This is a genomic window from Streptomyces sp. NPDC046805 (assembly GCF_040645355.1).
In the GTDB taxonomy this organism is placed as follows: Bacteria; Actinomycetota; Actinomycetes; order Streptomycetales; family Streptomycetaceae; genus Streptomyces.
On sequence record NZ_JBEYYC010000023.1, the window covers coordinates 27,357 to 50,615 of the forward strand.

Sequence of the window (23,259 nt, forward strand, 5' to 3'; positions counted from 1 at the left end):
GCGGAAAGCTGTGCGCCGACCGGAAACGGCGGGCGGATCAGCGGACTGGAAAGAAACCGGCACTGGCGCCCTCGACGGGGCGTACAAAAGTGCTCACTGCACCGTACCACTCAGAACGCGGGTGCGGGTGGGGAATGCGGCTGTGGGATACGGCTCAGCGGCTCAGCGGCTCGCCAACAGGCCGTACGAATAAGGAAGACGAGGCTCGGGCAGCCGCAAGGGCCCTAGGCTGACCTGATGTTCAGCCCCGAAGGCCCGAGCCTCCGCGAACTCGCCGTCCAGGCGCTGTCGTCCGTCGAGCACGGCTACGACCTGCTCGCCCCGAAGTTCGACCTCACCCCGTTCCGGACCTCGGAGTCGGTGCTCGCATCCGTGGCGCGGGTCCTCGACCGGCTCGGTCCGTTCGAGGACGGACTCGACCTGTGCTGCGGCACCGGCGCCGGGATGGATGTGCTGGCGCGGGTGTGCCGTGGCAGCGTCACGGGCCTCGACTTCAGTGCGGGCATGCTCGACGTGGCCCGGCGCCACCCCCGGCCGTCGGCGCCGCGCGTCGCCTGGGTGCGGGGCGACGCCCGGGCCCTGCCGTTCGCGCCGGTCTTCGACCTGGTGGTGAGCTTCGGGGCGTTCGGGCACTTCCTGCCGCGTGAACTGCCCGGCCTGTTCGGCCAGGTCGGCTCCGTGCTCCGGCCCGGCGGCAGCTTCGCGTTCCCCGTCGCCGCCCCGCCGCGCCCGTCGCGTCCCGGCTTCTGGGCGCTGCTCGCCTTCGACGCCGTGATGCGGGTGCGCAACGCCGTGTGGCGGCCGCCGTTCGTCATGTACTACCGGGCGTTCCGCCTCGGACGCGTGCTGAGCGAGCTGGAGCGCGCCGGTTTCGCGGCGGACCTGTACGCACTCCCCGACTTCGGACGGCGCGACGACGGCAGCCCGCGTGCGCGGCTGGTCGTCGCCCGGAAGCTGCCGTAGCGGCCGCCTGTCCGGCCGACACGGCCCCTACCGCCTCCGGCCCATCACGGCCCCACCGCCTCCTGCTGGGTCCTCCGCTCTCACAGCACGCTGTACAGCGCGTCCACCAGCGCCATCTTGCGTGGGTCGTCCGCGACATGAGGTCCCATCCGGTTCATCACATAGCCCAGCGACACCTCCGCGTCCGGGTCGGCGAGCCCGCAGGAGCCCCCGAATCCGTCGTGCCCCACGGCGCGTGGATTCGGCCCGTACGAGCCGTTCGGGCCGCTGAGCCACAGGCCGAGGCCGAGCTCCGTCTCGCTCTCGAAACCGGCCCCGAGCACCAGGTCACGGCAGCTCCCCTGCCCCTCGCGCACCCGCTCGGCCGCTTCGGCGGACAGGATGCGCCGGCCGCCGTACGCGCCCCGCCCCGCGAAGATCCCGTACAGCGCGGCGACGGCCCGCGCCGTACCGTGACCGTTGGCGGCGGGGATCTCGGCGGCCCGCCACTCGGGTGTGTTGGCCTCCCGGGCGCCAACCAGCGGATTGGCCAGGGCCGCGAGGGCGGCGGGCGTCAACTGGCTGAAGGAAGACGCCTGTTCGCGGATCGCCGCGGCCGGTGGATGCACCAGCTCGGCCGCTCGGCCGGACTCCTGCTCCGGCAGACCGACGGTGAAGTCGATCCCGAGCGGCCCGGTCACCTCCTTCTCCAGGAACGCCGCCGGCCGCAGCCCCGAGACCCGACGTACCACCTCGCCGACCAGGAAGCCGTACGTCAGCGCGTGGTAGCCGGACCGCGTCCCCGGCTCCCACCACGGCTGCGTCGCGGCGAGGCGCGCGGTCGTCAGCTCCCAGTCGTAGAGTTCCTGGAGCGAGTGCGGCTCACGCAGACCGGACAGTCCGGCGCGATGCGAGAGCAGATGACGTACGAGCACCCCGTCCTTGCCCGCCGCCGTGAACTCCGGCCAATACGCGGCCACCGGCGCGTCGAGGTCGAGCAGCCCGCGGTTGGCCAGGATGTGCGCGCACAGGGCCACCGGCCCCTTCGACGTCGACCACACGTTGACCAGCGTGTCCCGCTCCCACGGGCGGGTGTGCGCGGCGTCGGCCCACCCGCCCCACAGGTCCACGACCGTCTCACCGCCGACCGTCACGGCCACCGCGGCGCCCAGCTCGTCCCGGTCCCGGAAGTTCTCCTCGAACGCCTGCCGCACCGCCGCGAAGCGTGCGTCGCAGTGACCGTGAACGTCTGGCACGTGCTCGGACATGGGTCCTCCGTCGTCCGCCGGGAATCCCGGGGCAGGATGCCGCGACCCGGGGCATCCGAACGTACCGACTGGTCGGACCGGACGGAAGGCCGGAGGGGAGCCCGGCGGGGGAGCGGCCAAATTCCCGGCTCCGGTTCGGCCATCGGGTGCTTATCAGGGGGCCATCAGGTGTAAATCATCCCGACACGCGCGAAATGTAGTGGCATGTCGGGAAGTCCTTGGTTCGGACCCCCTGTCTGCGGCGCCCCGGTTGCACTTCGGCGCGGCCGGGCGCTCGCGAGGGCGCGACTTTCAGAAGGAGTGACATGCTCACGCATAAGTCTCTCGTCCGGGCTGCCCGGGCGTTCTGCGTAGGCGCTCTCGCCACGCTGGCGTCCACCGCACCGGCCGTTCCCGCCTCCGCCGCGACGCTGCAGGTGGCGTGCAACGAGGCCGCGCTGCGGAGCGCCATCGACACGGCCAACGGCACCGCCGCGAGGGACACCCTCAACCTGTCAGGGGGCTGTGTCTACCGGTTGACCGGCGCACTGCCCGACATCACCTCGCCGATCGTCATCAACGGCAGTGTCGCCACCATCACCCGCCAGACGGGGGCGTCGGCGTTCCGGATCCTCACCGTCAACGGCGGCGACCTCACCCTGCGGACGACCTTCGTCACCGGCGGGGACGTCAGGGGCGGCTCCGGCCTGGCCGGCGCCGGCGGTGGCATCGTCGTCTACGACAACGGCTCCCTGAAGCTCAACACCAGCGTGGTCACGGGCAACAGGGCCGAGTTCGGCGGTGGCATCAGCGTCTTCAGCGGCTCCACGGCGGACGTGAACGCGAGCACCTTCACGGGCAACCACGCCACCCAGAACGGCGGCGGCATCGTCAACGACGGCACGGTGTCCGTCGACGCCACCCGGTTCAGCACGAACAGCGCCGACGGCGCGGGCGGCGCCATCGCCAGCGTCGGGTCGCTGACGGTCAACGCCAGCAGCCTCACCAACAATCAGGCGGCGACCGGCGCGGGACTCGCCAACGGCGTGCCCAACGCCGGCGGCGGCACCTCCTCGGTGAGCGCCAGCACCATCAGCAACAACACGGCCCAGGGGACCAACCCCGGCGGCATCGTCAACATCGGAGGCTCCGTGACCCTGCGATCCACCCGGGCCGCCGACAACACCCCGAACAACTGCCTGACCGGCCCGTCCTCGGTCCCCGGCTGCGCCGAATGATCCCGGGCAACCCCTGCGGGCGGGCCGTCGGCCACGGGAACGCCCCGCGGCCGACGGCCCGTTGACCGCCGTGGACCCTCAGACGTACGACCGCAGCCAGCGCACCTTCGCGTCCGCGTGGAAGGGACCGCCGCCCTCGTGGTCGTTGAAGTCGTACACCTCGATCGCCTTCTCCTCGTGCGCCCAGGCGTTGAACGCGGCGAAGACCGTCGACGGCGGGCAGGTCTGGTCCTCCAGAGCCGTCGAGAACAGCGCGGGGGCCCGCCCGCGCGCCGCGAAATGGACGCCGTCGAAGTACGAGAGGGTGCGCAGCACGTCCTCGGTGCGACCGCGGTGCGTCTTGAGGTAGAGGCCGATCTCCCGGTACGGGGGACGGTCCGTCAGCGTCGTCGCGCGGGGGAAGTCGCACAGGAACGGCACGTCCGGGGCGACCGCCACCAGATCGGGGACCAGCGCGCCGACGGCGAGGGAGATGCCGCCGCCCTGACTGGCGCCGGTCACCACGGTCCGCGTCGCGTCGACCAGCGGGTGCGAGCGGGCCGCCTCGACCGCGCGGACCGCGTCCGTGAACACCCGGCGGTAGTAGTAGTTCTCCGGCGCGTCGACGCCGCGGGTCATGAACCCGGGGTACGCGGGCATCCCGCCCACCGGGTCCGCGGTGGCGCCGCCGCCGCCCCAGGCGCTGCCCTGGCCGCGGGTGTCCATCACGAAGTGCGCCCGGCCCGTCGACGCCCACAGCAGGTGCTCGAGCGGCAGCCCACGCCCGCCGCCGTAGCCGATGAACTCCACCATCAGCGGCAGCGGTTCCCCGGCACCGGCGGGCAGCAGCAGCCAGCCCTTGACGGGGTGGCCGCCGAACCCGGCGAACGTCACGTCGTACACCCGCACCGTCGACAGGCCCGAGTCGACCGGTTCGAAGCGGGCGTCGAGGTCGTACTCACGGGCCTCGCGGAGCGTCTTGGACCAGAAGGCGTCGAAGTCCTCCGGCTCCGCGGACGCGCCGCGGTACTCGCGGAGCTCGTCGAGAGGAAGGTCGAACAGGGCCATCAACAACCGCCTTTGCGAGGATGTCTGCGGATGATCACACCGTACGTGGCCGGTCGGAGGAGTCGCCAGGGCCGCCGGACAGACGGCCGGACGCGCGCACAACGCCCCCGCGTACCGCCCCGCGCGGACACCCCGAGAGCCGAGGCGAGGCCGGTGTAGGGGACGGGGCCGCTTTGCCGTCAGGCCCTGCGCCGCGTCCACTCCGGGCCCGTGCGCGCCCACTCCCGCTCCCACTCGGCCAGCCGGTGGTGGAGCGCGACCCGGCGTGCGACGCCGTAGCCGACGAAGGTCACGGCGGCCGCCCCGCCCGCGGCGCACACGCCGATGGTGACCGTGTGCTGCCAGACCGCGACGTCGTCCGGCGGCGGGGAGACGGGACGCCCTCGCGTGTCGAACCACACGTCGAGCACGTCACCGGTACGCGTCCCCGCCGGCACCCGCGCCGGGCCCGTCCGCGGCCCCTTTCCCGGCTCCGTCCAGCGCGCCATCACCCGCAGGTCGCTCTCCCGGCCGCCCTGTTCCGAGGGGAGTTGCTCGGGGATGCCGCCGGTCACCTGCGCGCGGACGCGGTGGCGCTCGGCCCGCTGTGCCACGGCCACCGCGCGCGCCCCGTCATGGGCCCACCAGCCCACCACCGCCCCGGCCAGGGGCGCCCCCACCAGCAGCAGGACGGCGACGGCCAGCGCCGTCCACGCCTCCACGACGTCCGACCGGCGCCGCAGCGGGTTGTGCCGCCAGCGCCAGCCGCGAACCCGGGTTCGCATGTCGACCTCCTCGCCGTCAGCGGAGCCGGAGGGCGGGAGCGGCTCCCTGTCGGGGCCGGTCCGCCGCTGCCCGCGCACCGCGCACGCATGCGAGCGTCCACACCGCTCTCGTACCCCGTACGGCGCTGCTCCCTCACCTTGCGCACCACCGCGCTCCGAGGATGCGCTCGTGGGCAGGGAGCTCATAGGGCTGATCCGGTCGTTCGGCGACCCCAGCCGAGGCACGCGACGAAGGGCGCGATGACCTCAGCCGAAGCGTTCGATCCGGATGCGCTCCACAGGCTGGCCCGCCGCGACGAGCAGGCGCGAGGCGTGCTCGGCGAAACCGTTGGAACCGCACACATAGGCCTCCCAACCACCGTACGGCTGCTCGGCCAGGATGGGCGCCACATGTGTTGCCGCCATACGTCCCACCGGCACACCTTCCGGCGCGCTCCGGGTGAACACGGGCGTCGTCTCCGCGCCCAACTCACGCGCGTAGATCAGCTCCTCGGGGCTGCGGGCCGACACCAGCAGCCGCAGCGGCACGGTGAGGCCCTGCTCCCGGTGGTGCCGCACCATCGACATCAGCGGTACGACCCCGGAGCCGGCGCCGATCAGCAGTGCGGGGCGGTCGCCGGGCCAGGCGAAGAAGCCGCTCAGCGGGCCGCGCACCTCGACGGTGTCGCCCGGCCTGGCCACCGTGTGGAACCAGCCCGAGACCTCGCCGCCCTCGACGTGGTCCAGGGTGAGCTCGATGTGCCCGGAGTCGTCGGGGGCGGACGCGATCGAGTAGTGGCGCTGCGCCACATAGCCGTCTTCGGCGGTCAGCCGCAGCATGAGGTGCTGCCCGGGCAGGTGTCCCGCCCAGGCCGGCACCGCGAGCCGGAACGTGGCGGCGTGCGGGGTCTCGCGCCGGATCTCCGTGAGGGTGGCCGTCTGCCACGTGGTCGCGGTCTGGGTGCCGACCGCGATGCGCCCCGGGACCGCGAAGCGCGTGGCGGGAGTGAAGGTCTCAGTCACCGGAGTACCTCTGCTCCTCCCAGGGGTTGCCGCGCGCGTGGTAGCCGTTCTGCTCCCAGAAGCCGGGCTCGTCGTGGTCGAGGAGCGTGATCCCCGCGATCCACTTGGCGCTCTTCCAGAAGTACAGGTGCGGCACCAGCAGCCGTGCCGGTCCGCCGTGCTCGGGGTCGAGGGGGCGGCCGTCGTACTCCCAGGCGATCCAGGCGCGTCCGCCGGTGAGGTCCGCGAGCGGAAGGCTCGAGGTGTAGCCGGTGTGGGAGTAGGCGACGGCATGGGTGGCGGACCCATGTGGCCGCACCACATTCAGGAAGGCGTCCAGGGAAACGCCTCCGAACCGCACGCCGAACTTCGACCAGCTCGTCACGCAGTGGATGTCGCCCTCATAGGCCGACGCGGGCAGGGCGTGGGCCTCGCCCCAGTCCCAGGTGCGCGGCTCGGCCACCAGGCCGTCGACGCGGAACGTCCAGTCGGCGGGCGTCAGGTCGGGCGTGACCTCCGCGGACAGCACGGGCCAGTCGTCGCCCGCGTCGTACTGGCCAGGGGGCAGCCCCGGATCGTGGACGCGCGGGCGTCCGGTGAAGCCTCGGGTGACGTTCATGGTTCAACCGTACGTGGTCTCCGCGGATGGTCCGTCCCTGGTCAGCCGGACGTGGTGGCCGTATCCGGCCCCGCGTTGTAGCGCTTCAGGTACTCCGCGAACCGCGTCAGGTCCTCCGTCGGCCACTCCTCGAGCCGCTCCTGGAAGGCGGCCCGGCGGCGCCGGGTGACCTGGGCGAGGATCTCCCGGCCGGCGTCGGTCAGGTGCAGGACCTGGACGCGGTGGTCCTCCGGGTCCCTGCGCCGCTCGACCAGCCCGGCCCGTTCCAGCGCGGCCACCTGGCGGCTGACCGTGGACTTGTCCAGGGCGTAGTGCGCGGCCAGGTCGGTGGACCGGCAGCCGCCGCTCGCCTCCAGGTGCAAGAGCAGGGTGTACGACACCAGGGACAGCTCGGGGTGCAAGCGGCCGGACGAGGCGCGCGCCCGGCGGGCGAAGGCCGTCATCTCCCGGTGGATCGTCTCTATGGCCGTCTCGGCTGCTGTCACGCGGAATCCCTCCCATACCTCCTCCGGCATTCTCGCCCATCCGTCCCTCGGCGATCTCGTTGTATAGTGCAACCTAATGAGAAAGTTGTATAAGCCAATCATTGGAGTACCTGCCCGATGAGGTCACCGGCCCTGCGCCATGTGCTCACGCACCTGATAACCCCGCTGCTGATGTGTCTCGGTATGGGGCTCGCCTACATGGGGGCGTTCGTGACCCCGGAGCCCCATCACATGCCCGTCGCCGTCGTCGGCTCCGGACCCAAGGCGAAGGTGTTCGCGCAGACGGTCAAGGACACCGCCGGTGACAAGCTCGACGTCCGCACCGTCGCCACACGCAGCGAAGCTGTCGGCCTGCTCAAGTCCCGCGACATCACGGGCGCCTACGTACCGAGCGCCAAGGCGCCGCAGATCCTGGTCGCCAGTGCCGCGTCCGACATGGGCGCCACGGCCGTCGAGAAGGTCTTCACCCCCGTCGCCGCCGAGCAGGGCGCCCCCCTGAAGGTGACCGACGTCGCCCCGACGGTCGCCGACGACCCCACCGGGCAGGGTCTGTTCTTCCTGCTGATCGCGGTGAGCATCGGCTCCTACGCCTCGGTCGCCGCCATCGGCGCCGCGGGCGCCACGCTGCCCATGCGGATGCGGGCCCTGCTGGCGCTCGGCGTCTCCGCAGCCGTCGGCGGTATCGGCACGCTGCTCGCCGGCCCCGTGTTCCACCTCGCGCACCACCATCTCGCGAGCCTGTGGGGAATGGCCTGGCTCTACTCCGCGGGCATCCTTTTCATCGGCGTCGGCCTGCACACCTTCCTCAAGCGGTGGACCACGCTGACCATGATGGTGCTGTTCGTGATGCTCAACTTCACCAGCTCCGGCGGCTTGTTCCGCCCCGAGCTGCAGAACGGCTTCTTCGGCGCCCTGCACGCCTTCTGGAACGGCGCCGGGTTCGTGGAGGGCATGCGCAGCCTGCTGTACTTCGGCGACGACGGTCTGGGACGCAACCTGGCGACGCTGGTGGTCTGGCTGCTCCTCGGCCTCGCCGTGACCGTGATCGCGGGGGCGTACGAAGTGGCCACGAGCAAGCGGACCGAGGCGCCCGCCACGGCCGCCGTCCCGCCGCAGCGCGCCGCCGACGAGGAAGCGGACGCGGCGGAGTGGAAGAGCGCGGAAGCCGTCGAGCGGAAGGCCGCGCGAGCTGTCGACGAGAAGGCCGCGGAAGCCGTCGAGGAGGAGGCCGAAGAAGCCGTCGGCGTCTGACGGTTGGGGTAGGGTGGCCGTCCGGCTGTGGATCGTCCCGGCCGTGAGCTCTCGAGGAGGTGAGACCCATTACCGCTGTGTCAGGTCGGGTGCTCACTCCTCAGGACAGCGCGGATCGCCGCCTCTAGGTGACCGCGGGAGCGCCCTTCGGCCCCAGGCTTCCGAAAGGCACCAGGCTTCCATGCCCCAGCTCTCCCCGCTCTCCCCAGGTTCCCCGCTCACGGTCGTCGCCGCGCTGCGCGCCGCCGGCTGCGTCTTCGCCGAGGACGAGGCGGAGTTGATCCTCGCCACCGCCCCTACGCCGGACGAGCTCGCCGCGATGGTGGACCGGCGCGCTGCCGGCCTGCCCCTCGAACACGTCCTCGGCTGGGCCGAGTTCCACGGTCTACGGGTCGCCGTGGAACCGGGCGTCTTCGTGCCCCGCCGCCGTACCGAGTTCCTCGTCGACCAGGCCCTCGCCCGCGCCCCGCAGGCCTCCGTCGTCGTGGACCTGTGCTGCGGCTCGGGTGCCGTCGGCGTGGCAATCGCCACGGCGCTCGGGCCGGTCGAACTGCACGCCTCGGACGTCGACCCGGCCGCGGTGCGCTGCGCCCGCCGCAACATCGCCGCCTTCGGCGGACACGCCCACACCGGCGACCTGTTCGACGCTCTGCCCGGCCATCTGCGCGGCCGCGTCGGCATCCTCGCGGCCAACGTGCCGTACGTTCCCACCGCCGAGGTGGGCCTTCTGCCCGCCGAGGCCCGCGACCACGAGCCGCTGACCGCACTCGACGGCGGTGCGGACGGCCTCGACGTGCTGCGCCGGGTCGCCGCCGCCGCGCCCGACTGGCTGGCCCCCGGGGGCTGCCTCCTGGTGGAGACGAGCGAACGCCAATCCCCGGCAGCCGTCGAGGAGTTCACCCGCGCCGGCCTGAGGACGCACCTGGCGGCATCCGAGGAGCTGTACGCGAACGTGGTGATCGGCGTCAGAGAGCGGCAGGGCGGCGGAAGCGCGCCGTCCCGCTCTCCGGCACGGTGAGGGGCGGGCCGGGCTCAGCTGCCCAGCGCCGTGCGGTGACCCCACGGGTCGTGGTCCGGGGCCCGGTCCCGGCCGTCATCCCGGCGTTCGCGCCTGTGGTCGAAGTCGCCCACCAGGGCGAACGCCGCGGTGCGCGTGCCGTCGTCGGACCGCGTACCGATCAGGAAGGCCTTGTCGCCCTTCTTCAGTGCGCCGGCCCCCGACTGCGGCATCCTGTCGAAGCCGCCCACCGGGGTGTCCGAGCCGACGGTCCAGGCCCACCGCGCGCCGTCCTCGCTCTTGAGGGTCACGTGGTCGTGGTCCACGTTCTCGACGGTGCCCCGCTGCCAGATCCGTACGACCCACTTCCCGGTGTCGCGGTCCTTGACGGTCGTCTCGCCGTGCACGCCGATGCCACCGGGGCCGAACCATCCGAAGTGGTCGTGGTGGGAGCCGGGTCCGCCCGGCGACGGTGACGCGGAGGAGGCCGCGGAAGGTGCTGTTACCGTGCCGCCGCCCGACGGGCGCGAGGTGGCCGCGTAGGCGACCGTGCCGCCGAGGGCCAGGGCCACGACCGTGGCCGCCACGGTCACGGCCCGGACCCGGGCCGACTGCCGCCGCCATCGGGCGCGCAGGGGCGTGCCGGGCTCGTGGTCCCGGCCCGGCCCGGGAGGTGTCTGCCCTTCCACGGCCGCTCGCGGCGGGTAGGTGGGCATCGGTGGAATCGGCTCGGCGGGCCTGTCGCCGGAGCCACGCTCGTGATCAGGTTCGTGCATCACAGCTCGCTCCCATCCGCCAGGGCACGCGGCACTGTGTACACGTGCCTCCCTCCGATTCTCGGAGGTGGGCGATAAGGACCCGGTAACGAGACCCTGTGAACCGGCCGTGCTCGCATGTTGCGTGTTTACGGCAGTGTTGCGTGTGTGGCAGCTCGTGCGCCGCGTGCCTACGGCAGCTCCTGCGCCCGTGCGATGAGCAGGGCCACGTCGTCGTGGTTGTCAGGGTGGTGCAGCTCGCGCAGGAGAAGGTCGCAGGTCTCCTCCAGGGGGCGGGACGGGTCGTCCAGCAGGGCCAGCATGGAGTCCAGGCGCTCGTCCAGCGAGTGCCGCCGCGTCTCGACCAGTCCGTCCGTGTAGAGCACGAGCTCGTCGCCGGGCGCGAAGTCGACGGTGGTGGTGGAGAAGTCCACGCCGCCCACGCCCAGCGGCACCCCGGTGGGCAGGTCGAGCAGCTCCGGAGGATGCCCGGGGCGTACGCGGGCCGGTGGCAGGTGCCCGGCGTTGGCGATACGGCACTGGCGCAGCTCGGGGTCGTAGAGGGCGTACACGCACGTCGCGATGGAGTGGTCCAGGCCCGAGGTGATCTTGTCGAGGTGCTCCAGGAGCCGGGCCGGATCGAGGTCGAGCGAGGCCAGGGTGGTGGTCGCCGTGCGCAGCCGGCCCATGGTGGCGGCGGCGCTGATGCCGCTGCCCATCACGTCGCCCACGACGAGCGCCGTCTTGCCGTCCTCCAGCGGGATGACGTCGAACCAGTCGCCGCCGACCTCGCTTGCGGCGCCCGCGGGCTGGTAGCGGGAGGCGACCTCGAGCCCGGTGGTCTCCGGTGGATGACTGGGCAGCAGACTTCGCTGCAGGGTGAGCGCGGTGTCGCGGGCGTTCTGGTACCAGCGTGCGTTGTCGATCTGCACGGCCGCGCGGGAGGCCAGTTCCCGGGCCAGCAGGACGTCGTCCGCGTCGAACGGCGCCGGATTGCGCGTGCGCTTGAGGTCGAGGGCGCCGAGCACCTCTCCGCGCGCGATGAGCGGCACGGCCAGATAGGAGTGGACGCCCGCCTTGCCCAGCAGCACGGCCGCCTCGGGGGAGCGGGCGATGTGGGGCAGATCCTGCTCCTTCACGTGGGACACGACGACCGGCATGGCCGTCCGCACGCACTCGGTGACCAGACGGTCGGGGGCGTACCGGGCGAGCCTTCCGGGCGGGTCGGCGGCCTGGAGGGCGTCCGTCTCCTGCTCGGCCCGGACGGCCACGGCGCGGATCACGGCGGTCTCGGTCGGGCCGAGCGTGCTGCGGCGGCCCTCCAGCACGGTTTCGAGCAGATCCACGGCGGCCACGTCGGCGAGTTCCGGCACGGCGACGTCGGCCAGTTCGCGGGCGGTGCGGTCCAGGTCCAGGGTGGTGCCGATCCGGGCGGAGGCGTCGGCGATGACGGCCAGGCGGCGACGCGCGGTCTCGGCCTCCACCGCGGCCCGGTACTGGTCGGTGATGTCCACGATCGAGCCCGCGACGCCCAGCACCCTGCCCATGGCGTCCTCGAGCCGGTAGAACGACACCGACCAGGCGTGGTCCTGCTCCGGGTCCGCCGGTGTGCGGCCGACGGTGGACTGGTCGACGAGCGGCAGGCCGGTCTCCAGGACCTGCCGGGCCGCGCTCTCCAGGCCGTCGGCGTCCAGCCGGGGCGACACCTCGCCGATCGTCTGCCCGACGTGCTCCTCGGCGGAGATGCCGTTGATCCGGGTCAGCGCCGGGTTGACCGAGACGTACCGCAGCTCCGTGTCCAGCACGGCCAGCCCGATCGGGGACTGCGTGACCATCCGGTCGGACAGCGCCACGTCCTGTTCGAGCCGGCGTACGGTCGACCGGTCGGCCGCGAGCCCCAGCGCGTACACGTCGCCCCGGACGTCCAGCAGGCGCATGTTGCGGAACTCCACCAGACGCGTGGAACCGTCCTTGGGCCGGATGGGAAACGCGCCGGCCCAGCTGTGGCCGGTCTGCATCACATCGGCGAACAGCTTGCCGACCAGCTGCACGTGCTGTTCGTGCACCATCAGCCGGGCCGCGTACTGCCCCAGGGCCTCCTTTGCCGAGTAGCCGAACAGCTCCTCCGCCTGGGGGCTCCACAGCACGATGCGCCCCGCGGAGTCCAGCACCACCGAGGCCACGCCGAGCACGTCCAGCAGCCCGCTCGGCCGCTCCGGGCCGTCGTCCCCGGGCACGGGAGCCCCGGCTGCACTCATCCCACGCACCGCCTTCGACCGTTCGCACGGCACGCCGTCCCCCGTGCCGACTCCCCTTGTTCTATCGCGCTCACACCCGACTCTCCGACGTCGCAGCCGTGCTTCTCCACCATCTCTCAACACGGCAGTGGGCATACGCCGTAGTTCATCACGACGTTGCCATACGGGAGCCCCTCCCGCAGTCGCGTGAGTCCCCTCATCTTCCCCGATTGGTCTGTACATGCACAGCCAGCTGCACACACAGTCCGGCCGGATCGGACCGGCATGCGGCCCGGGAAGCGGGGGAGAACCCCGCACCGGTAGTGCGCGGCCCGCGATGGTGCTTTCCTGGGGCATGGGCGCGGCTGCGCGGGGTACCCCGTTCCACCGCAGCGCGACCATGAGAGGAGCGATCATGAGCAGCATCGAGCGGTCGCATCCGGAATCCGTCTCGGTGGAGATCAGCGGGTGCTCCAAGGAGGACGCCCGGATCGTGTTCGACGCCCTGAGCGCCTGCTTCACGTCCGACCGCGGCGCCGACGACGCACCGCAGCAGATCCACGAGACCCGTCCCATGGTGTGGCTCGGCACCTACGACATCGCCGACGCCCACGAGTCGGCCACCCCTCCGGACCGGCTGACGTCGTCCGTCATCGCGGACGTCCAGGGCGGCTACTGGGCCGTGGACCAGCTCCGTATCACCCTGGACTCGCTGTTCTCCGTCCACGAGACCTGCATGGCCTCCGGCGACCAGGAGAGGGACCTGCACCTGCGCATCGACAGCCGGTGACACGGGTCCCCCAGTACTGATCCCTTCTACGGCACCTGCCGCATCGCCCCGGCCGCCTCACCATCGGCCGGGGCGTACTGCGTCACGCTGCCGCTGGTTTGTGCAACTAGTTGCACAAGAGGGTCGCGGTCCTCTACAACAGAGGCGACGACACCACGCACGGAGGGCCCGATGAGCCGTTATCCGCACCTGCTGAGCCCGCTCGACCTGGGCTTCACCACACTCCCCAACCGCGTGCTGATGGGCTCCATGCACGTCGGCCTGGAGGAGGCCGAGCGCGGTTTCGAGCGGATGGCGGCCTTCTACGCCGCCCGCGCGCGCGGGGGAGTGGGGCTCATCGTCACCGGCGGCATCGCGCCCAACGACGAGGGGCGGCCGTACGAGGGGGGTGCCAAGCTCACCACCGAGGCGGAGGCCGAGCAGCACGCCGTCGTGACGGACGCGGTGCACCGCGAGGGCGGCAGGATCGCCATGCAGCTTCTGCACTTCGGGCGCTACGCCTACCACCAGGACCTGGTCGCGCCCAGCCCGATCCAGGCCCCGATCAGCCCCTTCCCGCCCCGCGAGCTCACCGACGCCGACGTCGAGCGGACGATCGACGACTACGCCCGCGCCGCCCGCCTGGCGCGCCGGGCCGGCTACGACGGTGTGGAGATCATGGGCTCCGAGGGCTACCTCGTCAACGAGTTCATCGCCGCCCAGACCAACCACCGCACCGACCGCTGGGGCGGCTCGTACGAGAACCGCATGCGCTTCCCCGTCGAGATCGTCCGTCGCGTACGGGAGGAGGTCGGCGAGGACTTCATCATCATCTACCGGCTGTCCATGCTGGACCTCGTCCCGGGCGGCTCCTCGTTCGACGAGGTCGTCACGCTCGCCAAGGCCGTGGAGGCGGCGGGAGCGACGATCATCAACACCGGCATCGGCTGGCACGAGGCCCGCATCCCCACCATCGCCACATCGGTGCCGCGCGGCGCGTACACCTGGGTCACCAAGAAGCTCATGGGCGAGGTGAGCCTTCCGCTGGTGACCACCAACCGCATCAACACCCCGGAACTCGCCGAGGAGTTGATCGCCGACGGCTACGCGGACATGGTGTCCATGGCCCGCCCGATGCTGGCCGACCCCGACTTCGTGGCCAAGGCCGCGGCGGGCCGCCCCGAGGCCATCAACACCTGCATCGGCTGCAACCAGGCCTGCCTCGACCACACGTTCAGCCTCAAGATCACCTCCTGTCTGGTCAACCCGCGCGCCTGCCACGAGACCGAGCTGGTCCTCTCCCCGACCCGGCGGCGCAAGCGCGTCGCCGTCGTCGGCGCCGGCCCGGCCGGACTCGCCTGCGCGGTGTCGGCGGCGGAACGCGGGCACGAGGTGACGCTGTACGACGCCGCGAGCGAGATCGGCGGCCAGCTCAACGTGGCCCGCAAGGTCCCCGGCAAGCAGGAGTTCGACGAGACGCTGCGCTACTTCCGCCACCAGCTCGACGAGCACGGCGTGGACGTACGCCTGAACACATGGGCGGCGGCCGAGGACCTCGTCGACCACGACGAGGTCGTCGTCGCCACCGGCGTCACCCCGCGCACCCCCGAGATCCCCGGCGTCGACCACCCGCGCGTCCTCGGCTACCTCGACGTCCTGCGCGACGGCGCCCCCGTCGGCGACCGCGTCGCGATCCTCGGCGCGGGCGGCATCGGCTTCGACGTCGCCGAGTACCTCACCGACGGCGGCGACAAGGCGAACGAGGACCCGGCGACGTACTTCCGCAACTGGGGCGTCGACATGGACTACCGGGCACCGGGCGGCCTGGGGGAACCCCGGCGCCCCGCCCCGCCGCGCACCGTCCACCTGCTCCAGCGCAAGACCTCCAAGGTCGGCGCCGGTCTCGGCAAGACCACCGGCTGGATCCACCGCACGGAGCTGAAGCACCGGGGCGTCACCATGGTCCCGGGCGTCCAGTACGACCGGATCGACGACGCCGGACTGCACATCACCGTCGACGGCGAGAGCACCGTCCTCGACGTCGACACGGTGGTGCTGTGCACGGGGCAGGAACCGCGCCGGGACCTGTACGAGGAGCTGGTCGCCGCGGGACGCAGCGTGCACCTCATCGGCGGTGCCGACGTGGCCGCCGAGCTGGACGCCAAGCGCGCCATCAAGCAGGGCACCGAGCTGGCGGCGGCGCTGTAGGTGACCTGCGATGTGTCCCTGATGCGTCCTTAGGATGACCTCATGTCACTCCCGCACGCGATCCTCACCGCCCTGCTCGAGAAGCCGTCGTCGGGGCTGGAGCTGACCCGCCGCTTCGACAAGTCGATCGGCTACTTCTGGTCGGCGACGCATCAGCAGATCTATCGCGAGCTGGGGAAGCTGGAAGCCGAGGGACACATCCGCACCCTGCCGTCCGAGCAGCCGGCCCGCGGGCAGAAAAAACGTTACGAGGTCCTGCCCGCGGGCCGCGCCGAGCTGGCCCGCTGGACGGCGGCTTCCCAGGAACCGAAGCCGCACCGCGACGCGCTGCTGCTGCGGCTGCGCGCCGCGGCGGTCGTCGGCACGGCCGGCCTGGAGGGCGATCTGCGGCGCCATCTGGACCTGCACCGGCGGCAGTTGACCGAGTACGAGGAGATCGAGAAGCGGGACTTCCCGCCGGACAAGGACGGCCGCCAGGACCGACTGCGCCACCTGGTGCTGCGTGCGGGCATCGACCTGGAGACCTTCTGGACCCAGTGGCTCACGCACGCGCTGAACGAGTTCGCGGATCTGCCCGCGGAGGAGGCCGACGGCGGCCGGGGGGAGTGAAGGGGGAGTGCGGACCGGGGCCCGCGACCTCCGCCTCATCCGACGTCGTCGCATCGAGAGGGCCACATGGGCGACCGCTCGGGAAGGTTACGTATGCTGAAGCCTCTCTCGGCCGAACCTCCCTGCTGAACAGGGGAGTTCATGCCCGTGGCGCGGACGCTGTCGTCGCTGATCCCGCGCCCACGTGAGTAGCCGGGGTGTCCCGGGCCGCATGCGGCCCGGGACACCCCGGTCCCACCGGACGTCGACGAGGCGGCGGGCGCCGCCTCACACCTTCCGGTACGTGTACGCGTCAGCGGCCGCCGCTTCCACCGCGTCGAGGTCGGCCCCCGTGCCCGCCGTGACGACCGCGGCCACCGCCCCCTCGACGAACGGCGCGTCCACCAGGCGGGCGCCGTCGGGGAGTTCGTCGCCCTCCGCGAGCAGCGCCTTCACCGTCAGCACCGCGCTGCCCAGATCGGCCAGGACGGCGACCCCGGCCCCGCGGTCCACGGACGCCGCCGCGGCGGAGATCAGCTCGGCGCTCGTACCGAGCCCGCCGCCCTCCGCACCGCCCGCCGGGGCGACGGGCACCGCCGTGGCACCTCCCGCCAGGCCCTTGGCCAGCGCGGCGACCGACGCGGCCACCTCCGCGCTGTGCGACACGAGCACGATTCCGACCAGCTTCTCGTCACTCACCGGAGGCCTCCACGAGTGCGGCGACGAGCAGGGCGGAGGAGGTGGCCCCCGGATCCTGATGCCCGATGCTGCGCTCCCCGAGATAGCTCGCCCGGCCCTTGCGCGCCTGCAGGGGGATCGTCGCCAGGGCTCCCTCCTCGGCCGCCGCCCGTGCCGCGGCGAAGCCGTCGGTGAGCGCGTCGACGGCCGGCACCAGGGCGTCGATCATGGTCTTGTCGCCCGGAGCGGCGCCGCCGAGCTGCATGACCCCGTCGACTCCGGCACGGAACGCCTCGGCGAACTGCGCCTCCTCGACCTCGGCCGCGTCACCGAGCGCCTTGCCGGTACGGCGCAGCAGCGTTCCGTACAGCGGACCGGACGCGCCGCCGACCGTCGAGATGAGCTGGCGCCCGGCGAGCGTCAGGACGGCGCCCGGCGTCTGGGGCGCGTCCTTCTCCAGCGTGGCGGTCACGGCCGTGAACCCCCGCTGCAGATTACTGCCGTGGTCGGCGTCCCCGATGGGGGAGTCGAGGGCGGTGAGCCGTTCCGCCTCGCGGTCGACGGACGCGGCGGTCGCGGCCATCCAACGGCGGAAGAAGTCGGCGTCGAGCACTGGTTCTCCTTGCGTGGTAGGTACGTTGGTCGATTCGGCCGCCGTGTCACATGCCCCAGCGCAGGGCCGACGTCTTCACCGGCGCGTCCCACAGCCGCAGCAGATCCTCGTCCACCTGGCACAGGGTGACCGAGGCGCCCGCCATGTCCAGGGACGTGACGTAGTTGCCGACGAGCGTGCGGGCCACGGTCACGCCGCGCTCGCCGAGCACCCGCTGCACCTCGGCGTTGAAGCCGTACAGCTCCAGCAGCGGGGTGGCGCCCATGCCGTTGACCAGGACGAGGACCGGATTGCGCGGGGGCATGTCCTCCAGAATGGCGTTCACCGCGAAGTCGGCGATCTCGCCGGAGGTCATCATCGGCCGCCGCTCCCGGCCCGGCTCGCCGTGGATACCGATGCCCAACTCCAGCTCGCCGGAGGGCAGATCGAAGGTGGGGCTGCCCTTGGCCGGGGTGGTGCCGGCGCTGAGCGCGACGCCGAAGCTACGCGAGTTCTCGTTGACCTGGCGCGCGATGGACTCCACCCGCTCCAGCGGCTGGCCCTCGGCGGCCGCGGCGCCGGCGATCTTCTCCACGAACAGGGTCGCGCCCGTGCCGCGCCGACCGGCCGTGAAGAGGCTGTCGGTGACCGCCACGTCGTCGTTGACGAGCACCTTGGCGACCTGGATGCCCTCGTCCTCGGCGAGCTCGGCCGCCATGTCGAAGTTGAGCACGTCGCCCGTGTAGTTCTTCACGATGAACAGCACGCCGGCCCCGCTGTCGACGGCCGCCGCGGCCCGCGCCATCTGATCGGGCACCGGTGAGGTGAACACCTCGCCCGGGCACGCGGCCGACAGCATCCCGGGACCGACGAACCCGCCGTGCAGCGGCTCGTGCCCCGATCCGCCACCGGAGACGATCGCGACCTGCCCGGCCACGGGGGCGTCCCGCCGTACGATCACGCGGTGCTCCACGTCAACGGCCAGCAGATCCGGATGAGCGGCCGCCAAACCCCGCAGCGCGTCGGCCACCACGGACTCCGGGACGTTGATCAGCATCTTCATGGATACCTCCTGGTGAGATGAGCAATTAGGTCTGTGACCTGAGTATGTCCAGGTCAGCGTGGGTTAGGCCGATAGTCGATCTTGGCGGTCCATGGCGGTCCATGGCGATCGAGAACGGGCTCCGGCGGTAATGATGCTGACTCAATGCTGACTCAATGCTGACCTTGATGACGATGCGTCAGGCGTCTGCCGCCGTTCGGAACTAGCTGGGTCGGGGTTCGTACGTCGGCAGTATCGACCTTGCAGCAGCGAAGGTCACGCCAGGCGACGGCAGAGGCGTCACCGTGTACGGGAGAGAAGGACGCCGCGAGCGCGTTGTCCCAGCACTGCCCGGTGCGGCCGACGGACGGACGAACGTCGAATTCCGCTGCCGGAGCGGTGAATTGCCGACTGGTGTACTGACAGTCGCGATCCGAGCGAAAGATCACCGGCCGGCTGGGGCGACGCCGGCGGCAGGCGGACCTGAGAGCGTCCGCGATCAGTTCCGTCCGCGGGTGATCGGCAGTGGCCCAGCCGACCACGCGGCGGGAGGCGGCCCGCGGGTCGGGGGTCGTCGTCGGCTGTCGTCGTCCGCGGTGCCGGCCCCGCAGCCCGGCGCTGCGCATCACTCCGGCCGATGCGGCAGCAACCCGCAGCCGGCCAGGAAGCGACATTCCGCACGCGAGGCCCGGAGCGGGACGTGCGCAGCCCGACAACGGTACCTAGGGTGAGGAGTAGAGGCCTGTGACACAGCCTGGAGCGGGTGACGAAGCAGGACGACGCGCGACGCAGGGCCCGGTCCGCAGCGGGCCGGGCCGCGAGGAGCGGCGACCCGTGCGCACCACGCGCGCCGTCGGGCGTCGGGGATGGACCAAGGGCGGTCTCAACCATGAGGGATGCACATCGACTTGAGCCCACCTCGGCTAACCTGGGCAGCGGCACGGTGCTCGCGGCGTGGGAACGCTTCGTGCAGGGCGAGGATCAGGTCCCGGGGGTCCGGCCTCTGGTAGCGATCTCCTGGCATCGCTGCAGAGAGCAATACCGGGTCGATCCTCACCTCACGGAGGCTCCGGTGGCTGTCGCGGAGCCCGACCATACGCCCGAGCACGATGTCGTATTCGCTGAGCTGGGTTTTCGTGCCGCCGCCGTGGCACATGAAGTGGGCAACCTCGGTGGCGTCGTCACCGTCACCGATGCCACTGGCCGGATCCTGGCCGAGTGGGGTGATCAAACCACGCTCGCCAGAGCCGGCGACTCCAATCTGGCGCCCTGGTTCTGCTGGTCCGAGTGCGTGGCCGGCACGAACGGCATGGGCACGGCGCTCGAGACACACGGCCCGGTACCGATCAGAGGGGCGGAGCACTGGTGTCAGGCGTTCCACGACTGGGTCTGCGCGGGCATCGCGGTGCGCGACGTGGTGACCAGGGAACCGATCGCGGTCCTGAACATCGGCTGCTGGCGCAGCCGGCTTCCCGCGTCCACGGAAAGCTGGCTGGCGAACGCGGCCACCATGACCCAGTACCCGCTGAAGAGGCGCGCCCGGGACAGCGGCGCCGAGTTGGTCGCGGCCTACACCCAGGTCAGGGCACGCTCCGGTGCGGCGCTCGCCGCGGTGGACATCGCGGGCAAGGTGGTGATCGCCGACGACATGGCGAGCGTGCTCCTGGGCGTCCCGGCCTACACCCCGGCGGTCGACCCCACGCTGCGATGGAACCCCGGGCTGCCGGAACTGATCACAGCCGCCCGGTATGCCGCCAGGCAAGCAGCCCACAATCCTGACTGGGTCGGCTCGACGCAGATCTTCGCCCACCTCGCCGACGAGCCGACATCGATCAGCATCCGGCCCGTCTTCTCGTCCGGACACCTGATCGGCAACCTGGTCTCGTTCGGCGCCTCCGACGGGGCGCAGTTGCCCCAGGCGGAGAAGTCCGCGCACTCGGAGCCGCCGCACCGACTGGTCGCGACGCGAGACAACCGGATGGTGCTGCTGCGGCTGCCGGAAGTCTCCTTCGCCGAATCGCAGGGAAACAACGTGTGGCTCTCCACCGATCAGGGGCGATTGCGATCCGCCTCTCTGAGCCTGGACAAGCTCGACAGTGAGCTGGCGGATGTCGGCTTCCTGCGGGTGCACCGCCGGTATGTGGTCAACCTCAGCCGCATCCGGGAGATCGAGCGCGGGCCCAAGGGCGAGCTGTATCTGGTCATGGACGGCCGCACGAACGAGAGAGTGCCGGTCTCCCGGCGGAACGCGCCGGCCTTGCGTCGCGCGCTGGCCATCTGAGTGCCCCGGCACGACCTGTGTGCCAGGAAGGAAGAACGCCGTGTCTGACAGTGCGGACGCCGTTGCCGGCGAGACGAACGCCGGGAGTGCGGGCGGCCTCGGCCTCTCTGCCGCGGCCGGGCACCGCAGTCATCCGATCGGGGGCGCGAGCAACCACGACTGGTGGCCGAACCGGCTCGACCTGACGATCCTCCGGAAACACCCCGCCATGGCCGACCCCATGGGCGAAGACTTCGACTACGCCGCGGAGTTCCGGACGCTCGACCTCGACGCCCTGGCGCGGGACGTCGACGAGGTGCTCACGACGTCGCAGGAATGGTGGCCGGCCGATTTCGGCCACTACGGGCCGCTCGTGATCCGGATGGTGTGGCATTGCGCCGGGACGTACCGCATCGACGACGGCCGCGGTGGCGCGCACGCCGGCATGCAGCGTTTCGCGCCGCAGAACAGCTGGCCGGACAATCGCAACCTCGACAAGGCGCGCCGCCTGCTCGGGCCGGTGAAGAAGAAGTACGGCCGCAAGATTTCCTGGGCTGACCTCATGATCTTCGCGGGCAACCGCGCCCTGGAGACGATGGGCTTCACGACCTTCGGCTTCGCCGGCGGCCGGGCAGACGTCTGGGAGAGCGACGATGACATCTACTGGGGTCCCGAGCACGCCTGGCTCGGCGACGAACGCCACGGCGGCGTCCGGGAGCTGGAGAACCCGCTGGCCGCCGTCCAGATGGGCCTCATCTACGTCAACCCGGAGGGACCGAACACCGTCCCGGACCCGCTCACCGCGGCCCGGGACATCCGCGAGACGTTCCGGCGCATGGGGATGAACGACGAGGAGACCGTCGCACTGATCGCGGGCGGCCACACGTTCGGCAAGACCCACGGCGCGGCCGACCCGGACGCCTACCTCGGCCCCGAACCCGAGGGCGCTCCCCTTGAGGAACAGGGCCTGGGCTGGAGGAGCAGTTACGGCACCGGAAAGGGCACGAACGCCATCACCAGCGGGCTCGAGGGTACGTGGACACCCACCCCGACGAGATGGGACAACAGCTTCCTCGAGACCCTGTTCGGCTACGAGTGGGACCTGGAGCTGAGCCCTGCCGGTCTGTGGCAGTGGATCCCGAGAGACGGTGGCGGGGCCGGCACCGTGCCGGACGCCCACGACCCATCGACGACACACGCCCCGACGATTCTGACGACGGACCTCGCGCTGCGGTCGGACCCGGTCTACGAGCCGATCTCGCGACGCTTCCTGGAGAACCCGGACCAGCTCGCGGATGCGTTCGCCCGGGCCTGGTTCAAGTTGACGCACCTCGACATGGGCCCGATCCAGCGCTACCTCGGACCGCTGGTCCCCCGGGAGACGCTGATCTGGCAGGACCCGGTCCCTGCCGTGGACCACGAGCTCGTTCGGGCGGCGGACATCGCCGCACTCAAGAGCCGGATCCTCGCCTCCGGACTGTCCGTCTCCCAACTCGTCTCGACCGCTTGGGCGTCGGCCTCGACGTTCCGCGTCAGCGACAAGCGTGGCGGGGCGAACGGCGCACGCATCCGCCTCGAGCCGCAGCGGGGGTGGGAGGTCAACGACCCCGACACGCTGGCACGGGTGCTGCGCACCCTGGAGGGGATCCAGGAGTCCTTCAACAGCTCCGAGACCGGGGACAAGAAGATCTCGCTGGCCGACCTCATCGTGCTCGGCGGAGCCGCCGCCGTCGAGCAGGCCGCCAAGACCGTCGGCTACGGCGTCCAGGTCCCCTTCAGTCCGGGACGTACGGACGCCATGCAGGAGTGGACCGACGCGGAGTCCTTCGCCCCGCTCGAGCCGACCGCGGACGGGTTCCGCAACTACCGCGGCAAGGGCAACCGGCTGCCGTCGGAGCATCTGCTGGTCGACCGCGCGAACCTGCTGAACCTGAGCGCGCCCGAGATGACCGTCCTCGTGGGCGGCCTGCGAGTGCTGGGCGCCAACTACCAGGAGTCGCCGCTGGGCGTCTTCACGTCGGCGCCCGGGGCGTTGACCAACGACTTCTTCGTGAATCTGCTCGACCCGGGCACGGAATGGAAGCCGACATCCGCGACCGCGGAAACCTTCGAGGGGCGCGACCGTGCCACCGGCGAGGTCAAGTGGACCGGTAGCCGCGTCGACCTCGTCTTCGGCTCGAACTCCGAGCTGCGTGCCGTCGCGGAGGTCTACGCGAGCGACGACGCACGGGAGAAGTTCGTGCAGGACTTCGTCGCCGCGTGGGCCAAGGTCATGAACCTCGATCGGTACGACCTCGCTCGACCCTGCGGTGCAGCCCGGCTCCTCCCGACGGTGGCACATCGGGTGTGAACGGTAGCTGGTCGCGGACGAACGGCATGAGCCGCCCGGACTGGCGCTGTGTGATTCATTCGGCGTAGCGTGCTTATTGATTACCAAATTGTCACCCTTTTCGGTGTGATTCATCCGATACAGAGCGCTCCTTGACCACCGATTGCAGCCGGGCACCGGCGGCATAAAAGAAAACGCGCCGCCGTCAGCGCGGCCGGTGCGATGTGGAA

The 23,259-nt window shown here is 71.4% G+C and carries 21 protein-coding genes; 9 read left to right on the top strand and 12 right to left on the bottom strand.

The window, feature by feature from the left end; genetic code table 11:
- The first annotated feature begins 237 nt into the window (after window positions 1-237).
- The gene (locus tag ABZ910_RS23820; protein WP_361368585.1) at window positions 238-963 is read left to right on the top strand and encodes a class I SAM-dependent methyltransferase; all 726 of its coding nucleotides are present in this window, start codon (window positions 238-240) and stop codon (window positions 961-963) included.
- Between the two features lie 80 nt (window positions 964-1,043).
- Here the strand turns inward: ABZ910_RS23820 and ABZ910_RS23825 are convergent, their stop codons facing one another.
- Window positions 1,044-2,210: a serine hydrolase domain-containing protein gene (locus tag ABZ910_RS23825; RefSeq protein WP_361368587.1), complete on the bottom strand. Its 1,167-nt coding sequence runs from the start codon at window positions 2,208-2,210 to the stop codon at window positions 1,044-1,046.
- Between the two features lie 305 nt (window positions 2,211-2,515).
- On the opposite strand from ABZ910_RS23825, the gene ABZ910_RS23830 reads away from it, so the two are divergent.
- Window positions 2,516-3,427, top strand: a complete 912-nt coding sequence (locus tag ABZ910_RS23830) for a hypothetical protein (RefSeq protein WP_361368589.1) — start codon at window positions 2,516-2,518, stop codon at window positions 3,425-3,427.
- 78 nt (window positions 3,428-3,505) lie between these two features.
- On the opposite strand, the gene ABZ910_RS23835 is transcribed toward ABZ910_RS23830, so the two are convergent.
- The 5 genes from ABZ910_RS23835 to ABZ910_RS23855 form a co-directional block, all read right to left on the bottom strand.
- Window positions 3,506-4,474, bottom strand: coding sequence for an acetylxylan esterase (locus ABZ910_RS23835; RefSeq protein ID WP_361368591.1), 969 nt, complete (start codon window positions 4,472-4,474; stop codon window positions 3,506-3,508).
- A 179-nt stretch (window positions 4,475-4,653) separates the two neighbouring features.
- Window positions 4,654-5,238 (bottom strand): hypothetical protein, encoded by a 585-nt coding sequence (locus ABZ910_RS23840; RefSeq protein WP_361368593.1) that lies wholly within the window; start codon window positions 5,236-5,238, stop codon window positions 4,654-4,656.
- Window positions 5,239-5,484: 246 nt separating this feature from the next.
- Complete coding sequence (locus ABZ910_RS23845; protein WP_361368595.1) at window positions 5,485-6,240, bottom strand: ferredoxin reductase; 756 nt, start codon at window positions 6,238-6,240, stop codon at window positions 5,485-5,487.
- Complete coding sequence (locus tag ABZ910_RS23850; protein ID WP_361368596.1) at window positions 6,233-6,838, bottom strand: sulfite oxidase-like oxidoreductase; 606 nt, start codon at window positions 6,836-6,838, stop codon at window positions 6,233-6,235. The genes ABZ910_RS23845 and ABZ910_RS23850 overlap by 8 nt, the downstream gene beginning before the upstream one ends.
- Before the next feature lie 41 nt (window positions 6,839-6,879).
- Window positions 6,880-7,323: a MarR family transcriptional regulator gene (locus ABZ910_RS23855; protein WP_361368598.1), complete on the bottom strand. Its 444-nt coding sequence runs from the start codon at window positions 7,321-7,323 to the stop codon at window positions 6,880-6,882.
- A gap of 117 nt (window positions 7,324-7,440) precedes the next feature.
- Between ABZ910_RS23855 and ABZ910_RS23860 the strand changes: the two genes are divergently transcribed.
- Both ABZ910_RS23860 and ABZ910_RS23865 read left to right on the top strand, forming a co-directional pair.
- Complete coding sequence (locus ABZ910_RS23860) at window positions 7,441-8,574, top strand: hypothetical protein (protein WP_361368600.1); 1,134 nt, start codon at window positions 7,441-7,443, stop codon at window positions 8,572-8,574.
- Between the two features lie 181 nt (window positions 8,575-8,755).
- Window positions 8,756-9,592: a putative protein N(5)-glutamine methyltransferase gene (locus ABZ910_RS23865; protein WP_361368602.1), complete on the top strand. Its 837-nt coding sequence runs from the start codon at window positions 8,756-8,758 to the stop codon at window positions 9,590-9,592.
- 14 nt (window positions 9,593-9,606) lie between these two features.
- Here ABZ910_RS23865 and ABZ910_RS23870 read toward each other — a convergent pair whose 3' ends face one another.
- Entirely contained in the window at window positions 9,607-10,287 is a 681-nt protein-coding gene (locus tag ABZ910_RS23870; protein ID WP_361368604.1) for a hypothetical protein, read from the bottom strand.
- Between the two features lie 230 nt (window positions 10,288-10,517).
- Window positions 10,518-12,584 (bottom strand): SpoIIE family protein phosphatase, encoded by a 2,067-nt coding sequence (locus ABZ910_RS23875; RefSeq protein ID WP_361368606.1) that lies wholly within the window; start codon window positions 12,582-12,584, stop codon window positions 10,518-10,520.
- A 394-nt stretch (window positions 12,585-12,978) separates the two neighbouring features.
- Here ABZ910_RS23875 and ABZ910_RS23880 point away from each other — a divergent pair, with 394 nt between their 5' ends.
- The 3 genes from ABZ910_RS23880 to ABZ910_RS23890 all read left to right on the top strand — a co-directional run bounded on the left by ABZ910_RS23880 (window position 12,979) and on the right by ABZ910_RS23890 (window position 16,149).
- Entirely contained in the window at window positions 12,979-13,353 is a 375-nt protein-coding gene (locus tag ABZ910_RS23880; RefSeq protein WP_361368608.1) for a hypothetical protein, read from the top strand.
- Window positions 13,354-13,524: 171 nt separating this feature from the next.
- Entirely contained in the window at window positions 13,525-15,540 is a 2,016-nt protein-coding gene (locus ABZ910_RS23885) for an NADPH-dependent 2,4-dienoyl-CoA reductase (RefSeq protein WP_361368609.1), read from the top strand.
- Between the two features lie 42 nt (window positions 15,541-15,582).
- Window positions 15,583-16,149 (top strand): PadR family transcriptional regulator, encoded by a 567-nt coding sequence (locus ABZ910_RS23890; protein ID WP_361368610.1) that lies wholly within the window; start codon window positions 15,583-15,585, stop codon window positions 16,147-16,149.
- 267 nt (window positions 16,150-16,416) lie between these two features.
- Here ABZ910_RS23890 and ABZ910_RS23895 read toward each other — a convergent pair whose 3' ends face one another.
- The 4 genes from ABZ910_RS23895 to ABZ910_RS23910 all read right to left on the bottom strand — a co-directional run bounded on the left by ABZ910_RS23895 (window position 16,417) and on the right by ABZ910_RS23910 (window position 19,114).
- The gene (locus tag ABZ910_RS23895) at window positions 16,417-16,827 is read right to left on the bottom strand and encodes a PTS fructose transporter subunit IIA (protein WP_361368612.1); all 411 of its coding nucleotides are present in this window, start codon (window positions 16,825-16,827) and stop codon (window positions 16,417-16,419) included.
- Entirely contained in the window at window positions 16,820-17,419 is a 600-nt protein-coding gene (gene dhaL, locus ABZ910_RS23900) for a dihydroxyacetone kinase subunit DhaL (RefSeq protein ID WP_361368613.1), read from the bottom strand. Before dhaL ends, ABZ910_RS23895 begins: the two co-directional genes overlap by 8 nt.
- A 46-nt stretch (window positions 17,420-17,465) precedes the next feature.
- Window positions 17,466-18,461: a dihydroxyacetone kinase subunit DhaK gene (gene dhaK, locus ABZ910_RS23905; protein WP_361368615.1), complete on the bottom strand. Its 996-nt coding sequence runs from the start codon at window positions 18,459-18,461 to the stop codon at window positions 17,466-17,468.
- 152 nt (window positions 18,462-18,613) lie between these two features.
- Window positions 18,614-19,114, bottom strand: coding sequence for a DDE-type integrase/transposase/recombinase (locus ABZ910_RS23910; protein ID WP_361368617.1), 501 nt, complete (start codon window positions 19,112-19,114; stop codon window positions 18,614-18,616).
- A 215-nt stretch (window positions 19,115-19,329) separates the two neighbouring features.
- On the opposite strand from ABZ910_RS23910, the gene ABZ910_RS23915 reads away from it, so the two are divergent.
- Both ABZ910_RS23915 and katG read left to right on the top strand, forming a co-directional pair.
- Entirely contained in the window at window positions 19,330-20,721 is a 1,392-nt protein-coding gene (locus ABZ910_RS23915) for a LytTR family transcriptional regulator DNA-binding domain-containing protein (RefSeq protein WP_361368619.1), read from the top strand.
- A gap of 136 nt (window positions 20,722-20,857) precedes the next feature.
- Window positions 20,858-23,050 (top strand): catalase/peroxidase HPI, encoded by a 2,193-nt coding sequence (gene katG / locus ABZ910_RS23920; RefSeq protein ID WP_361368731.1) that lies wholly within the window; start codon window positions 20,858-20,860, stop codon window positions 23,048-23,050.
- Window positions 23,051-23,259 lie beyond the last annotated feature (209 nt).

Coding starts and splice junctions, on each gene's coding strand:
- ABZ910_RS23875 (WP_361368606.1), bottom strand. CDS start 12,584: ATGAGTGCAGCCGGGGCTCCCGTGCCCGGGGACGACGGCCCGGAGCGG.
- ABZ910_RS23830 (WP_361368589.1), top strand. CDS start 2,516: ATGCTCACGCATAAGTCTCTCGTCCGGGCTGCCCGGGCGTTCTGCGTA.
- ABZ910_RS23825 (WP_361368587.1), bottom strand. CDS start 2,210: ATGTCCGAGCACGTGCCAGACGTTCACGGTCACTGCGACGCACGCTTC.
- ABZ910_RS23820 (WP_361368585.1), top strand. CDS start 238: ATGTTCAGCCCCGAAGGCCCGAGCCTCCGCGAACTCGCCGTCCAGGCG.
- ABZ910_RS23865 (WP_361368602.1), top strand. CDS start 8,756: ATGCCCCAGCTCTCCCCGCTCTCCCCAGGTTCCCCGCTCACGGTCGTC.
- ABZ910_RS23870 (WP_361368604.1), bottom strand. CDS start 10,287: ATGCCCACCTACCCGCCGCGAGCGGCCGTGGAAGGGCAGACACCTCCC.
- ABZ910_RS23850 (WP_361368596.1), bottom strand. CDS start 6,838: ATGAACGTCACCCGAGGCTTCACCGGACGCCCGCGCGTCCACGATCCG.
- ABZ910_RS23840 (WP_361368593.1), bottom strand. CDS start 5,238: ATGCGAACCCGGGTTCGCGGCTGGCGCTGGCGGCACAACCCGCTGCGG.
- ABZ910_RS23910 (WP_361368617.1), bottom strand. CDS start 19,114: ATGTCGCTTCCTGGCCGGCTGCGGGTTGCTGCCGCATCGGCCGGAGTG.
- ABZ910_RS23890 (WP_361368610.1), top strand. CDS start 15,583: ATGTCACTCCCGCACGCGATCCTCACCGCCCTGCTCGAGAAGCCGTCG.
- dhaK (WP_361368615.1), bottom strand. CDS start 18,461: ATGAAGATGCTGATCAACGTCCCGGAGTCCGTGGTGGCCGACGCGCTG.
- ABZ910_RS23915 (WP_361368619.1), top strand. CDS start 19,330: ATGAGGGATGCACATCGACTTGAGCCCACCTCGGCTAACCTGGGCAGC.
- ABZ910_RS23880 (WP_361368608.1), top strand. CDS start 12,979: ATGAGCAGCATCGAGCGGTCGCATCCGGAATCCGTCTCGGTGGAGATC.
- ABZ910_RS23835 (WP_361368591.1), bottom strand. CDS start 4,474: ATGGCCCTGTTCGACCTTCCTCTCGACGAGCTCCGCGAGTACCGCGGC.
- ABZ910_RS23860 (WP_361368600.1), top strand. CDS start 7,441: ATGAGGTCACCGGCCCTGCGCCATGTGCTCACGCACCTGATAACCCCG.
- ABZ910_RS23885 (WP_361368609.1), top strand. CDS start 13,525: ATGAGCCGTTATCCGCACCTGCTGAGCCCGCTCGACCTGGGCTTCACC.